Here is a 13,946-nt window from a genome sequence, read left to right on the forward strand (position 1 = left end):
AACGGGGGCGGCACGGCGGGGTCCGTCATCGGGCGGCCCGGACCAGGGTCGCCCCGCCGTCGACGTTGATGGCCTGCCCGGTCACGTGCCGGGCGTCGGGCGAGCAGAGGAACGCCACCGCGGCGGCGATGTCCGCGGCCGTCTGCTCCCGGCTGGTGTACGGCGGTGCCTCGTGCAGGACGACCCGGTCGGCCACCACGCGCTCGAACTCCGCCCGGTCCACCGCCGCCCACTGCCGGCTCCAGACGAACCCGGGCCGGACCAGGTTGACCCGGACGGCGCGCGGTCCGAGGAGGACGGCCAGGGAGGAACTCCAGTGCTCCAGGGCGGCCTTGGCGGCGCCGTAGGCGGGTGAGACCGCCCAGGGCATCGCCGCGGCGATGGAGCTGACGTTGCACACCGCCGCGCCCGGGACCAGCCGGCCGGCCAGGGCCCGCGTCAGCCGGTAGGCGGCCGAGACGTTGAGGTCGATGATGTCGTCCCAGACCTCTGGCGGCGGCCAGGCCACGTCGGTCACCGGTGCGACGGGCGGCCGCTGTTCGCCGCCGAGCACGTTCACCAGCACCGACAGCTCGGCGGGCAGGTCCGCGACGAGTTCGGCCAGCCCGGCGGGGTCCCGCAGGTCGCACCGGCGGAAGTCGGCGCCCGCGGGCAGCGGTGTGGCGGGTTCGGCGACATCGACGGCGACGAGCCGGTCGACGACGCCCCGGGCGAGCAGTTCCCCGGCCACGGCGCGGCCGATGCCGCCGGATGCCGCGGTCACCAGGCCGACGGTGGGCGAATCTCCGCTCATGACGCCTCCTTGGAAGGTGTTCCCGGGTCGTGCGCGGGGCCGGCCGGGGCAGCCGGGCCGGTGTGTGAGGGGCCGGTGCGGACCGTCCGCGCCGGCCGTGGGGCGCCGCCCAGCAGGACGACGCGTCCCGCCTCGGCGCGGGGAGCGAGGTCGCCCACCGTGCCGACGATCCGGTCCAGCGGCTCTTCGGGTCCGAGGGCGGTGCCGCTCACTCCGACGACGCGCATGCCGGCGGCGCGCGCGGCGAGGACGCCGGGGCGCGCGTCCTCCACGACGACGCAGTCCGCGGGCGGGACGCCGAGCGCGGCGGACGCGGCCAGATAACCGTCCGGCGCGGGTTTGCCGCGCTCGACGTCGTCGGCGGTGATCAGGACGTCCGGCACCGGCAGTCCGGTGCCGCGCAGCCGGGACACGGCCAGGGCCCTGCTCCCGGAGGTCACCACCGCCCAGGGGGCACCGGACAGGGCGGCGAGCACGGTGTCCGCGCCGGCGCAGCGCGCCAGGCCGTCGACGTCCGCGGCCTGCCCGGCCTCCAGCCGGGCCGCCTCCGCCTCCGCGTCCAGATCCGGGGCGAACGCGGCGATCACCTCGACGGAGCGCCGGCCGTGGCAGGCGGCGAGCACGCCGGCCGGGTCCAGGCCCCGGCCGCGGGCCCATTCGGTCCAGGACCGCTCCACCACGGCTTCCGACCGCACCAGGACGCCGTCCAGGTCGAACAGCACGGCGCGGCAGGTCAGTTCTCCCGCGTCCGGCAAGGCGCGCGGCCCTGTGCCGACCCGGGGCGGTGCGCCGGTCACGGTGCGACCGTCCAGGTGTCGCACGGCCCGAAGCGGCGGTGCGGTGTCTCCTCCTCGTACGGCAGTCTCCCGGGGAGGCTGATCAGTTCGAGCTGCATGCCCCAGGGGCTGAGGAAGTAGAGCCAGCGGTCTCCCGCGATGGGCCCGCTGTCCACGGTCCGGGGTCCGTCGCCGAGGATCCGCACGCCGGGCTGGCGGCGCAGGTACGCGGTCGCCGCGTCGATGTCGCGTACGTAGAAGGCGAGATGGTGGCCTCCGACGTCGCTGTTCTTCGGCGGGACCGGGTTCTGGTCCGGTGCCGTGTACTGGAACAGTTCGAGGTTGGTGACCGGTCCGAGGCGGAGCATGGCGATGTCCGCGGTGGCGCGCGGATGCACGCCGAGCGCCTCGCGCATCCAGTCGTCGTCGGCGCGGATGGTGCCCTCGCGGTAGAGCAGGTCGGCGCCGAGGACGTCGACGAAGAAGCGCACGGCCTCGTCGAGGTCGGGCACGGTGTAGGCGATGTGGTCGACGTTGGTCGCGGTGGGGATGCCCCGGGCCGGCGCCGGGAGCGACGGCGCCCGGTGCGGCAGGCGCCGCGCCGTAGCGTCCGGTACGCAGGTCACCACGACGACCTCCGTGGCGGAACCGGCCACCAGGCGCCCGGACGCGCCGGCCGGGACGAGGACGGCGTGGCCGTCCCGGACCGGGCGGCTCTGGCCGTCGCCGTCGGTGTGGAAGGCGGCGTCGCCCCGCACCACGTACCAGAGGCTCTCGGTACCGGCCTCCGGGTCGGCGTGCAGCACGGAGTCCTTCTCCAGGGTCATGTGGTCGATGGACTCGCACTCGCTGAAGAGCATGCCGCGGCGCGCGAGACAGCGCCAGCGCCGGCTGCGGCCGTCGCCGTCCACCAGGGTCGAGGCGGCGCCGCTGTCCGTGACGATCACCGGCCCGCGCCCTTCCCGAGCGGCGAGGGGACGACGAAACTGGCGCACACCGCCCGGAACGTCGTGGCGGCCGCGGTGAGCCGGAGGTCCTCGCCGCCGGACGTGGTCACGGACATGCCCTCCCGTACGGTGACGTCACCGGACCCGCTGGACGCCGTCGCGGTGCCCGACAGCACGAACACCGTGTGCTCGGCGTCCTGTCCGGGCAGGCGCTCCACCGCGCCGGGGGCCAGTTCGAGCAGCCGGATGCGGTGCAGCGGGCCCTGGAGGGTGGGCCGGGGATCGACGTCCCGCAGCTCTTCGAGGTCGACGACCACCGCTTCGCCGGCGTGCGGATCCGTCATGGGAGCGTCCTTCCAGGGCGTGTGGGTGAGGGCCATCGTGCGGGGGGCGGGAACTTCGAGCGTCAGCCAGCTCAGCGGCTCGGCACCGGTGTTGCGCAGGCCGTGCGTCGCGCCGAGACCGGTCAGGATCACCTCGCCGGCCCGCACCGGGTGCGGCTCGCCGTTGAGCAGTGCCTCACCCCGGCCGGTGAGCAGGACGTAGGCCTCCTCGGTGCGGCTGTGCAGATGCTCGCCGCTGAGTCCGCCGGGCGGGACGCAGGCCCACTCGACCGCCTCGTAGGGGCCGCGCAGCCCCCGCCCCGTCGCGAGCGAGCGCCACTGGGTCACTCCGGCCGCGCCGTGCACGCCGTGGACGTGCGACGGGGAGCCGAGGTCGGAGATCTGGAGGTCAGGCCGCATCGAGGCCCCCGGCGGCCAGCGTGGCGAGGGCCCGCTCGATCTCGGCCACCGTCACGTCGTTGACGAACCGGGCGGAGCCGATGCCCACCGGGAGCGGCAGCCGCTGCAGCCCGTCCCGGTGCCGGACGGTGTCCTCCAGCGCCTCGGCGAGGCTGTCCACCTCGCACACCGGGTGGTGCTGCGGGAGGCGCAGCCGTCGCATGACACCGCCGACGCGCCGCTGGTCGCCCTCGGTCACCATGCCGCGGTGCCGGGCGATGGCGGTGGTGAGGGCCATGTCGACGGCGACGGCCTCGCCGTGCAGCAGCTCCGGCAGCGCTCTCATCTCGATGGTGGGGCTGAAGGTGTGCCCGTAGTCGACGAGGCGCTGCAGCTCGCTCTCCCAGAGGTTGGGCTGCAGTTCCTCGAGCATGCCGTGGATGGCCCGCTCCAGCACCTCCTGCACCACGTCGCCCTCGGCGCCCTGCGCCTGCATCCGGCTGGACACCAGTGCGGCGCCGTGCCGTTCCAGCAGGGAGAACAGGCGCATGTCCTTGACCAGAGCGATCTTGAGTATCTCGGCCAGGCCGTTGCTGATGTGCCGTTCGTCGAGCGTGGCCAGGAAGGTCTTGTCGAGCAGGGCCAGCGCGGGGGCGAAGTAGGTGCCGAGCCGGTTCTTGTAACTGCCGAAGTTGACACCGGTCTTGACTCCGACGCCGGCGTCCACGATGCCGATCAGCGTCGTGGGGACGCGGACGTACGGCGTGCTGCGCCGGTACATGCTCGCGGCGAAGCCCACGATGTCGAGCAGGACGCCCCCGCCGATGGCGATGATCGGGTCGTGCCGCCGGGAGATCCCGAACTCGTCGAGGGCCCGGACCACATGGGCGACGCTGTCCATCGTCTTGGTGCGTTCCTCGGCGGGCAGGACGCAGAAGGACGGCTCCAGGCCGTGCGCGTCCAGATAGGCGCGCAGCCGGTCCCCGTAGAAGCGCTCCACGTGGTCGTCGAGGACGATGAACCGGCGGTTGCCGGTGCGTTCGGTGACGCCGGCCAGGGCCAGGTCGGGGTGGGCGGGGTCGAGGAGTCCGTCGACCATGCGCACTTCGTAGCGGACCGGCTTCGTGGCCTGGACCAGCCATTCGGTCCGGTTGCCGTCATTGCGGATCAGAGCGGAGACCACGGTGTCTTCGGTGTCCGACCGGGTGTGGGCGGTTGACTGCACAAGGCTTTCCATGTCGTCGCTTCCTCATCGGTTACGGATGGAAAGGAAATGGTGCACGTGATACGGGTCCGGCCTCCGCAGGTTTTTCCGCACCGCTCACGAATGCGTGGCGGCCGGGGTTTCCTGTAAGAGACCGGTATAGAGCGAGCAGTAGTCCATGAATTCCCGGTAGATAAGGAATTCCTTCGTGCAGCGGCGGTGGGCGGCGGTTCCGTACCGCTCCCGGAGATCGCTTTCCGCCAGCAGACGGAGCAGCGCGCGACCGAATGCGGGAAGGTCATGGGGATCTCGCACCAGGGTGCCTTCGTATCCGTCGCGGATCTGGTCGGTGATTCCCCCGACCGCGCTGGCGACGATGGCTTTCCCCTTCCACATCGCCTCGGTGACGGTCAGCCCGAACCCCTCCCGCAGGCTTTTCTGTACGACGACGTCGGCGCGCCGTTGCAGCGCGTTGACGGAGTCGGCGTTGGCGTCGGCGTCCAGCAGCGAGAGGCTGACCAGGTGCACGCGCGACCGGACCGGCCCGTCCAGCGCTTCCCAGGCGCCGCGCAGCTCGTGCAGGATCCGCGCGCCCTCGGGGTCGTCGGGGATGTCGTCCGGGTCCGGTCCGGCGAGCACCAGGTGCACGTCGTCCCGGACCGGCGCGACGTGCTCGGCGAAGCCGCGCAGCACCCCGGCCATGTCCTTGAGCGGGTCCCAGCGGGACACCTGGAGGACCAGGGGGGCGTCCTCGGGGAGGGGCCGGTCCTGCACGATGCGGGCGGTGCGTGCGGCCGCGGGCCGGCCGGGCCCGGCCTGGAGGCCGATCGCGCGCAGCCGGTCGTGCACCGCCGCCTGCGTCATCGGGCGGTTCTTGCGGGCGGCGGGGTCGATCGACGGCCGCAGCACGACGACCTTCCCCTGCTGTCGCAGCAGGCCGGGCGGGGCGTACCGCTCGGCCGAGAAGACGCACCGGGCCGGCGCCCGCAGATACGGCTCCAGGAAGGTCCAGGTGTCGCGGACCACCGCGGAGTGCGCGCCGGTGCCGATGTGGCAGCGCCAGGCGACGTCCAGGCCGGCGGCGACGAGGTGCGGGGCCAGGCCCAGGGTCTGCGGGTCGTGCAGGACGCAGAGGTCGCCGGGCGCCACCCGCTCCAGCACCTCGCGCGCCTGGCGGGAGGTGGTGGTCTCGTAGGTCTCGCGCTCGGCGGCGCCGAGCGGGCCCACCGGATCCGGGCTGCCGTGCAGACGGTGGTGGAGCCGTTTGGTCACCGCGAAGAATTCGGCGTCACCGGTGAGCACCAGCCAGCGGGCCCGCAGTCCGGATTCGTTGTGCAGGCCTATGGCCTTCTCCAGTAAATCAGCGACACCACCACCGCGGGCGGTGCTGTTGAGATGCCAGACGGTGCGCTGCGCCAAGGCCTGCGCCACCCGTGCGGGCAGGGAAACTCCACGGGGCGCGCCGCTGACGGAGCCGGGTGACACCTCACTGACCAACGACCCCACGTCCGCCACCTTCCTCGTATTCCGACAACGCGCGACGGATGGCTATGACAAATCTTGTCTGCTACGACCATGCAGTTCTTTAAGGGTCCGATCCATGAAGATCCTAGAGAGCGCTCACTTGATCGGTCAAGCAATTAATACCAGCCAGCGAGGCAACCGACCCACTCTTTTGGATCAAGCTGCCACCTGCGGTGTTCAGGATGTGGACAGGTTCTTCGGGACACGTAGCAAAGGAATCAGCCAACGTGGACAGGCCATCATGATCAACTTTTCATTCCGGAAATGTGTTGTTCTCCCGTGGAACGCGTTATTAACCTTCCGTGCACCGGAACCGGGGCCCGTCACGACATTTCGGCCCCGGTTCCCAAGAAAAAGTCAAGTTCAGGTTTCGGATTACCCTGAACCGGCTCTCGCCCGCCCCATGCCGGGTCAAAGCCGCCGGCGGGGCCCGCGTCCGGACCGCCTCCCGGGGGCCGTGCCCGACCCGCGCGGCGCCCGACCCGCGCGGGCGGGACCCGCGCGGTGCGCGGCCCGTGGGGTCTGCCGCATCGTCACCGTCATCCGTGACCGCGATCCGCGCGCCGCGCGCGTACCCCGCGGGACCGCGTCCGGCCGTTACCCCGCTGTCGCCACGTCTTTCCGGCCGCGTTTTCCGGCCGCCTTTTTCCCGGGCGCTTGCGCAATCCGACGGATACGCCGGTTTCGCTGGTGACGGCGAGACACCGATGGTTAGACTGTCGCGCGCTGCTCGCGATGGCGGTCGGCGAGGTGGGTGGGCGGGTGGGGGTACCGTGATCGAGCTGCGGAAACACACGATCCCGGGTGGTCCTGCCCGAGAGCCGGAACGGGTGTTCGCTTTTTCCGGCCCGCGATGCTTACGGCACACCCGCATCCTCCTCGAAAGATCCTCATAAAGCGGCCCATGCACCAGCGATGGGCCCTTTTTCTTTGCCCCGGCGCCCGCGTCCGGGGCCGCGAAGTGGGCGTGCGGCGAGAAGCGGGGGCTTCGTTGTCAAGACAAGAGAAGTGCGGAGTGTGATGCCATGAACCGAGTCCGCGGAGACTCGCGCCGGTCGGCCCGGCGGCTTGCGGAGCCGCTGGCCCGCACCGGGTTATCCGTCCTCTTACTGGCAGGCGGCGCCATGGGAGCGACGGCGGGACCGGCCGCCGCCGCGGCCGCCGACGGCACGCTGACGGTCGAGGTCCTGCGCGACTTCTTCGGCACCGGCGTGATCAACACGACGATGGACGTGCCGCAGCAGGGCATCAAGGTGGAGGTCTCCGACCCCGCCGGGCACGAGGTCACCGGCGTCACGGATGCCACCGGAAAGGTCGTGGTGCCGGGGTCGGCCGCGCTGAGCGGCGGCCACTACCGCGTCGACGTCAGCGTCCCGGCACCGTACAGCCGCTATCTGCGGGCGGCACCCGCGTCGACGGCGGAGAACCACTTCGACAGCTTCACGTCGTTCGTGGACGTGTCGGACGGACAGAACGCCTCGGTGGTGACCGGGGTGTGGGACCCGGCCGACTACGCGCTGCCGGACTCCCGGTATTTCGTACCGGTCCAGAACGGCGCCAACTCGACCGACAACCGGGCCCTGGTGGCCTTCGGCACGGACACCCGGGGCACCTGTCCCACCGATGTGGCGTGCCCGGCCACGCTGGCCACCCAGGACCAGGTGGGCACGACGTTCGGGCTGGCGTACGACACGTACCGGACCCGGCTGTTCCAGAGCGCGTTCGCCCGCCGGTACGCCCCGTACGGACCGAAGGGCGGCGGCGCCATCTACACGGTGCCGCTCGGCGGTTCGGGTGCGCCGGAGCTGTTCGCGCAGGTGCCGGACGCCACGGTGACGGCGCACGACACCGCCAACCTGATCAAGGACGCCGGGTTCACCGACGCACCGGGCAAGGAGAGCATCGGCGGCCTGGCCCTGTCGGAGGACGGCTCCACGCTGTACGCGGTGAACCTGCTGACCCGCAGCCTGGTGACCTTCGACGCGACCGGGGCCACCGCCTCGCGGCCCAAGTCGACGGTGCGGATCCCGGACCCGGGGTGCGCGAGCCCCGGTGACTGGCGGCCGTTCGGTCTCCAGGTCCACGACAACACGCTGTACGTCGCGGGCGTGTGCAGCGCGGAGAGCACGCAGCAGCGCGCGGACCTGAAGGCCGTCGTCGCCACCTACGACGGCAAGCGGTTCACCACGGTGCTGAGCCACGCGCTCACGGACGTGCGCGGCAGCGTCTTCGGTGCCGGCGACAAGGCCACCCACTGGAACCCGTGGAACACCGGCCTGGACACGTGGGACGACCGGAAGGCGGGCAGCGTCTACATCGACCCGCAGCCGGAGCTGGCCTCCCTCGCCTTCGGCCGCGACGGCTCGATGATCCTGGGCTTCCGCGACCGCTTCATGGACGCGCTCAGCTGGGGCGGGCTGGACCCCCGCCCGGGCAACGACACGGCGGAGAACGGCATGTCCGGCGGTGACATCACCATGGTCTGCGCCACCGCCACCGGCGCATACCAGTGGGAAGGCACCGGGAGCTGCCCCAACCACGCCACTCCCGCCAACAACGGCGGCCAGCCGGCCGACGTCGTCGAGTACTTCCCAGGCGACTTCTACGCCAACGCACACCAGGAGACCTCGCTGGGATCCGTGGCCTACATCCCGCAGCAGCAGTGGGTCGTCAGCACGGAGTTCGACCCGGTCGTCAACGTCGCGACCTCGGGCACCGGTTACCACCACATCACGACCGGCATGGGCCCGGGCAACAACCCGACGGGCAACGGGTTCCAGTTCGTCAGCCGGGAACAAGGCGGCTTCGGCAAGGCCGGCGGGCTCGGTGACATCGCCTACGCGGCGGCCAACGCGCCGATCCAGATCGGCAACGTCGTCTGGTTCGACGGCGACCACAACGGCATCCAGGACCCGGGGCACGTGCTGCTGCCGGACGCGACCGTCAACCTGCTGGACGCGGACGGCAAGCAGGTCGCCACGACCAAGACCGATGCCGCCGGCGAGTACTACTTCGGTGGTGTCGGCGCCGCGTACGAGCTGACGCCGGGCGCGAAGTACACGGTGCAGTTCGACGTGTGCACCGCGGACACCAGCCAGGTGCCCGGACAACCCCCGGCGAGCGAGCTGCGGTTCACGCTCCCGCGGGCCGGCGCCAGCCGTGCGCACGACTCCAATGTGACTCCGCCGACCACCGGACGGCTGTGCAACGGCTTCGCGCCGGTCACCGCCCCCGACAAGCCGGGCGGCGTCGACCACACGATCGACGCCGGGGTGTACATCCCGGAGGCGACCCCGACCCCGACCCCCACCCCGACTCCTACCGCCACCCCCACCCCGACCCCGACCCCGACTTCCACCCCGAGCGGGCCGCCGGCCTCCACGCCGCCGTCCTCCGCGCCGCAGTCCCCCGTGCCGCCCGCCAACCCGGGTCCCGGCGACGGGGGTTCGGGATCGATGGCGGACACCGGCATGTCCGGGCTGCCGAAGCTGATCGGCCTCGTCGGTCTGCTGACGGGCGCGGGTCTGGTCATCGCGTTCGCGACCCGGAAGCGTCGTACCCGGACGAACTGAACGGAGCACACCACGGTGACCGTCCCCACCGCGTCCGCATGACGCGGTGGGGACGGTCACGCCGAGGCCGGCCCGCCGGGGCCGGCCTTGACGTCGTCCGTCACCGAACTGCCCGGCCGCCGCGACCACGCGCGGCCGGGCAGTGTGACCGAGAGGGTGAAGAAGAAGAGTGCCAGCGTCGAACCGCGTGCGCAGCGGGAGAATCCGGCCGGCTCCACCGGGCCGTGCGGCCGGCCGGCGCCGATGGCCGCGGCCCCGCTGGGCGGCGGCCGTCCTCGGCACCGTGGCCGTGGCGGTGGCCGCGGTGGCCGCGGTCCTCCTGGCCGACGGCGGCTCCGAGTCCGGCGGTCCGCGCGCGCTGACCTCGGACGAGGCGAACCGGCTGGCGATCACACGGTTCCGCAACTACGAGGCGCGGGGCCGCGCGATGACGATCACCGTGCCGGGCGCGGCCGGCGGGCTGGTCGTCACCGGGTCCGTCGACTACCGGGGCAAGATCGGTTACGGCGTGGTGCACGGCAGCGGCCGCGACACCTCCGGCGACGGACTGATCGAGTGGACGGCCACCTCGGTGTTCGTCCACCCGATGGCGGACGCCCCGGCGCACGCGCCCGCGTCGCCGCCCCGCTCGGGCTGGTACGGCCGTCCGCTGCGGTCGTCCGGCAGCGCGCTGGACAGTTCGCTGGCCATCGCGCTCAAGCTGGGCAGCGACCGGCCGGACAACGCCGAGCTGCTGCCGCAGAACGGCGCCTCCTGGTGGGGCCGGGACCGGGTGGACGGGCGCCGGGTGGACGTCATGACCGGGCCGTCCTCCCGCGACCGCTCCGGTACGGCGGACACCGTGCGCTACTGGCTCGGCCCGGACGGCACCATGTACCGGGTCCGCGTCAGCGTGCGGTCCGAGGCGCAGCCGGTGGTCATCGCGTTCGACACCCAGAGGTACGTACCGGTGCGGCCGGTGCCGGGACTCACCCCGACCCGGTAGCCGCCGGGCCGGACGTCCGCACCCGCGCGCCCGCGGCGAGCAGGGACGGCGACGGCAGCGGGACGTCCGCCGTGTCGGGCAGCGCCGGGACGGCCGGGACCGCGGTGGCGCCCGTGGTCGCGGCGTGCGGGAACTGCGGTTGCGGCGCGGGCACCGCGACCTCGGTGAACGGGATGCCACCGGGTGCCGCGGGTGTCCCCCACCGGCCGGCCGGCGAGGGCGTCCCGGCCGGGACCGGGCAGGACGCGGCTGTCGTGAGCCGGGCGGGCACCGTGGCGCGCAGGGCGTTGCCGCGCAGGCAGTTGCCCCGGCCCCGCGTGGCGGTGGGGAACGTCCAGCTCACGTCGACGCCGTTGCCGGTGAACGTGTTGTCCACGATCTGGTTGCCGACCGGAGGTATGTCGGCGGTCGCCGTGATCACCAGCCCGGCGCCCGCGTTGCCGGCGACGCGGTTGCGCAGGAACCGGTTGTCGCTGCCGCCGTCGACGCCGATGCCGGTGCCCCACCCGCCGTCGGCCTGCTCCGGGGTGGCCCGCTGCTGGTTGGCGGCGATCAGGTTGCCCGCGATGACGGCGCCCCGCTGCGGGAGCAGTTTCTCCTGGTGGTCGGAGTTGGTGGTGAGTCCGACCCGGTTGCCGACGAGGCGGTTGCCGACCACGTACATGTCTCCGCCGGCGTTGGTGCCCTCGTAACCGACCGCGTTGAGTTCGGCGATGTTGTCCCGCACCACGATGCGGCAGGGCTTGCACTGTCCGACGTAGATGCCCGAGTCGGCGCCGCCCGAGGCGTACGAGTGCTCGATGACGCCGTTCTGCGCGGAGAACGCGTAGATGCCGTACAGGCCGTTGCGGGTGGCGGTCACATACGAGACGAGGAACGACTTCAGGAAGGTGACGGGCTCGTCGCCGGTGTCGTAGCCCCCGGACTGCCCCGGCAGCCCGGCGGCCGCCTTCGCCGAGCCGGTGACCAGGACCCCGTTCTGGGTGTTGTTCCGCACGGTCAGGTTCTGCACGGCCACGCCGGGCGCGGTGACCACTACGCCGTTCGGCTGCCGCAACCGCCCGTCGATGACGACCTTGTCCCGGGACTCGCCGCGCAGGGTGACCCGGGGCGTGGAGACCTTCACCGACTCGTGGTACACGCCCGGCGCGACCAGCACCAGGTCGCCGGGGCGGGCGAGGGACACCGCGGCCGAGATCGTCGGGGCGTCGGCCGGCACGTGGATCGTCACATGCGCCCCGGAGGGCCGCCGGCCGTCGGCCGGCCCGTCGTCGCCGGGCCCGCAGCCCGTCAGTACACAGGTCAGTGCGGACACTGACGCGGCCAGCACGCGAAGGCGGAGACGAGGCATGACCTCATCCTGGCATGAAGTCGCCCCGGCGCGGGGCCGGTCAACTCGCCCCGGCCGGAACGGATATGGCATTCTTCCCCCCGTGAGCCGAGCCGACGCCCATCCGTCACGCCGCGCGTTCATCGGGGCCACCGGAGCCGCCGCGGCCACCGGGCTCACCGTCGGGTGCGAAGCGCCCGCGGCCCAGCCGGACCGGCCGCCTTCCGCCGCGTCACCCGCGCCGGTGTCGCCGACCGGTCGTCATCAGGCGGGCGTCACGCTCCCGCAGCCGGCCCAGCCGAACCTCCTCGCGGTGGTGGCCGACCTCGGCGACGCCGTGGCCGCCGGCCCGCTGCTGGCCGAACTCGGCGAGGCCGTCCGCACGCTCACCGCGGGAACCGATCCGCGCCTGCTGGGTCTGGCGCCGGGCGATCTCACCGTGACGATCGGGGTGGGACCACGGCTGGTGCGCGGCGCCGATCCCGCCCTGCCCGGCGCGGCGGACCTTCCCCGCTTCTCCCGCGAGCGGATCGCCCCGCAGGCGCGCGGCGGGGACCTGTTGCTACAGATCTGCGCCGGCGACCCCATGCTGTTACCGGTCGTCGCCGCCGCGCTCCTGCGGCAGGCGGGCCACCGGCTGCGGGAACGCTGGCGGCAGTCCGGGCGCCGCGGTCCGGACGTGTCCGTGGGCAAGGGCGTCTCCGCGCCGCGGAACCTGCTCGGTTTCATCGACGGCATCGTGGGCCCGCACACCACGGCCGAACGCCGACGCCACCTGTGGCTGGCCGGGCCGGCTCCGGTCGCCGGCGGCACGATCGCCGTGCTACGGCGCATGGAACTGGACCTGTCGCGGTTCGCCGCGCTCCCCGTCGCCGGCCAGGAGGCGGTCTTCGGCCGGCGGAGGGCCACCGGCGTGCCCCTCTCCGGCGGGACCGCGGCCGGGAACCCGGACCTCGGCGCCAAGACACCGGACGGCCGCTACCTCGTCCCGGCCGACGCCCACGTCCGCCGCGCCAACCCGAACGTGGTCGGCGCCGGCCTCATGCTCCGCCGTTCCTACAGCACCGACGAGCCCGCGCCCGGCCTGCTCTTCATCAGCTTCCAGAACGACCTGCGCGCCTTCACCAAGACCCTGGCCCACATGGACGCCTCCGACGCGCTGCTGTCCTTCACGACCACCACCGCCAGCGCGACGTTCCTCATCCTCCCCGGCTTCGACGAGCAACACCCTCTCGGCGCCGGGATGTTCCGCTGACCGCTCCGGTGCCCGGCGTGCCCCGGGAGCCACCGCGTCATTGCTCGCCGAGGGCTGCCTGCCGGGCGAGGAACTCCTCGAACGCCGCCTTCTGCTTGGGGTCCATGAAGCCCTGACGGACCCCGTGAACCTGGAGCCACTGCGCCTCGTCGGGGTCGAGCAGTTCGGCGACCACCACGCCGTCCCGGGCGACCGCCGTGCGTCCTCCTGTGCGACGGCGGAAGAGCGTGAAGGGGCCGAATTCCGCCGGGTGGGCCAGTTCCGGCTCCCGCGCCACGGCTCCGTCCTCCTCCGCGCCGCTCCCGGGGTAGGCGGAGGGGGCCCAGTGCTCCCAGCGCGCCAGGGTGGCCGCGGGCACCAGCACGGCCCGCTCCGCCTCCTCGCTCCCCTCCCACAGGAACGTGACGGTGACGGGCTCTCCGACCGCCTCGGCCAGCCCGAGCACCCGCTCCATCTCATCGTTGACCGGGTAATCCACCGCGACTTCGATCCGTATTCCCATGGCGCCCGAGGCTACCGGCCACCTCTGACAGAGCGGACCGGAACGGCACGCGCGGGGCGGGACCGTGCTGGCTACTGTCCGACGGTGAGTGCCCACCGCACGCCGGACGAAGCGGTCACGCTCACCGTCCCGTCACCACGAGCGCGCTTCAGGTCGATGTCCGCGCAGGACCGTGAGCGGGACAGCAGCGGGGATCAGGTGATCTTCTGAGCGAGATTTGAGGTGGGCGGTCACCGGTCGGCCGTCAGGTCAGTCGCGCCACGCGGCGGTGGCGGTGGCGTCGGAGAGGAGGGCCACCGCCTCGCCGATATCACCGCGCCCGGCCCGGACAGCTAC

11 protein-coding genes are annotated in these 13,946 nt (G+C 72.7%); 3 read left to right on the forward strand and 8 right to left on the reverse strand.

What is annotated here, in order from left to right; all coding sequences use genetic code 11:
* Positions 1–25: 25 nt before the first annotated feature.
* The 6 genes from ACZ4SV_RS07530 to ACZ4SV_RS07555 all read right to left on the reverse strand — a co-directional run bounded on the left by ACZ4SV_RS07530 (position 26) and on the right by ACZ4SV_RS07555 (position 5,873).
* Positions 26–793, reverse strand: a complete 768-nt coding sequence (locus tag ACZ4SV_RS07530; RefSeq protein WP_468002238.1) for an SDR family NAD(P)-dependent oxidoreductase — start codon at positions 791–793, stop codon at positions 26–28.
* Positions 790–1,590 (reverse strand): HAD-IA family hydrolase, encoded by an 801-nt coding sequence (locus ACZ4SV_RS07535; RefSeq protein WP_468002240.1) that lies wholly within the window; start codon positions 1,588–1,590, stop codon positions 790–792. Before ACZ4SV_RS07535 ends, ACZ4SV_RS07530 begins: the two co-directional genes overlap by 4 nt.
* The gene (locus tag ACZ4SV_RS07540) at positions 1,587–2,516 is read right to left on the reverse strand and encodes a VOC family protein (RefSeq protein ID WP_468002242.1); all 930 of its coding nucleotides are present in this window, start codon (positions 2,514–2,516) and stop codon (positions 1,587–1,589) included. Before ACZ4SV_RS07540 ends, ACZ4SV_RS07535 begins: the two co-directional genes overlap by 4 nt.
* Positions 2,513–3,259 (reverse strand): cupin domain-containing protein, encoded by a 747-nt coding sequence (locus ACZ4SV_RS07545; RefSeq protein WP_468002244.1) that lies wholly within the window; start codon positions 3,257–3,259, stop codon positions 2,513–2,515. Before ACZ4SV_RS07545 ends, ACZ4SV_RS07540 begins: the two co-directional genes overlap by 4 nt.
* Positions 3,249–4,475 (reverse strand): sedoheptulose 7-phosphate cyclase, encoded by a 1,227-nt coding sequence (locus tag ACZ4SV_RS07550; RefSeq protein WP_397948084.1) that lies wholly within the window; start codon positions 4,473–4,475, stop codon positions 3,249–3,251. Before ACZ4SV_RS07550 ends, ACZ4SV_RS07545 begins: the two co-directional genes overlap by 11 nt.
* An 84-nt stretch (positions 4,476–4,559) precedes the next feature.
* The gene (locus ACZ4SV_RS07555; RefSeq protein ID WP_468002246.1) at positions 4,560–5,873 is read right to left on the reverse strand and encodes a glycosyltransferase; all 1,314 of its coding nucleotides are present in this window, start codon (positions 5,871–5,873) and stop codon (positions 4,560–4,562) included.
* 1,217 nt (positions 5,874–7,090) lie between these two features.
* Between ACZ4SV_RS07555 and ACZ4SV_RS07560 the strand changes: the two genes are divergently transcribed.
* Together ACZ4SV_RS07560 and ACZ4SV_RS07565 are read left to right on the forward strand one after the other, a co-directional pair.
* Complete coding sequence (locus ACZ4SV_RS07560) at positions 7,091–9,538, forward strand: SdrD B-like domain-containing protein (protein ID WP_468002248.1); 2,448 nt, start codon at positions 7,091–7,093, stop codon at positions 9,536–9,538.
* A 289-nt stretch (positions 9,539–9,827) separates the two neighbouring features.
* Positions 9,828–10,523 (forward strand): hypothetical protein, encoded by a 696-nt coding sequence (locus ACZ4SV_RS07565; RefSeq protein ID WP_468002502.1) that lies wholly within the window; start codon positions 9,828–9,830, stop codon positions 10,521–10,523.
* On the opposite strand, the gene ACZ4SV_RS07570 is transcribed toward ACZ4SV_RS07565, so the two are convergent.
* Positions 10,507–11,874 (reverse strand): right-handed parallel beta-helix repeat-containing protein, encoded by a 1,368-nt coding sequence (locus ACZ4SV_RS07570; RefSeq protein WP_468002250.1) that lies wholly within the window; start codon positions 11,872–11,874, stop codon positions 10,507–10,509. The two genes, ACZ4SV_RS07565 and ACZ4SV_RS07570, sit on opposite strands and share 17 nt — an antisense overlap.
* Positions 11,875–11,956: 82 nt before the next feature.
* Between ACZ4SV_RS07570 and ACZ4SV_RS07575 the strand changes: the two genes are divergently transcribed.
* Positions 11,957–13,108 (forward strand): Dyp-type peroxidase, encoded by a 1,152-nt coding sequence (locus tag ACZ4SV_RS07575; protein ID WP_468002252.1) that lies wholly within the window; start codon positions 11,957–11,959, stop codon positions 13,106–13,108.
* A gap of 37 nt (positions 13,109–13,145) precedes the next feature.
* Here ACZ4SV_RS07575 and ACZ4SV_RS07580 read toward each other — a convergent pair whose 3' ends face one another.
* Positions 13,146–13,610 carry a hypothetical protein gene (locus tag ACZ4SV_RS07580; RefSeq protein WP_468002254.1) on the reverse strand — a complete coding sequence of 155 codons (465 nt, stop codon included), beginning with the start codon at positions 13,608–13,610 and terminating at the stop codon, positions 13,146–13,148.
* Positions 13,611–13,946: the final 336 nt, after the last annotated feature.

This window comes from Streptomyces sp. NPDC027672 (genome assembly GCF_055566335.1).

Excerpts from the sequence above, each read along its gene's own strand:
- ACZ4SV_RS07580 (WP_468002254.1), bottom strand. The coding sequence starts at position 13,610 with ATGGGAATACGGATCGAAGTCGCGGTGGATTACCCGGTCAACGATGAG.
- ACZ4SV_RS07550 (WP_397948084.1), bottom strand. The coding sequence starts at position 4,475 with ATGGAAAGCCTTGTGCAGTCAACCGCCCACACCCGGTCGGACACCGAA.
- ACZ4SV_RS07570 (WP_468002250.1), bottom strand. The coding sequence starts at position 11,874 with ATGCCTCGTCTCCGCCTTCGCGTGCTGGCCGCGTCAGTGTCCGCACTG.
- ACZ4SV_RS07545 (WP_468002244.1), bottom strand. The coding sequence starts at position 3,259 with ATGCGGCCTGACCTCCAGATCTCCGACCTCGGCTCCCCGTCGCACGTC.
- ACZ4SV_RS07560 (WP_468002248.1), top strand. The coding sequence starts at position 7,091 with ATGGGAGCGACGGCGGGACCGGCCGCCGCCGCGGCCGCCGACGGCACG.
- ACZ4SV_RS07530 (WP_468002238.1), bottom strand. The coding sequence starts at position 793 with ATGAGCGGAGATTCGCCCACCGTCGGCCTGGTGACCGCGGCATCCGGC.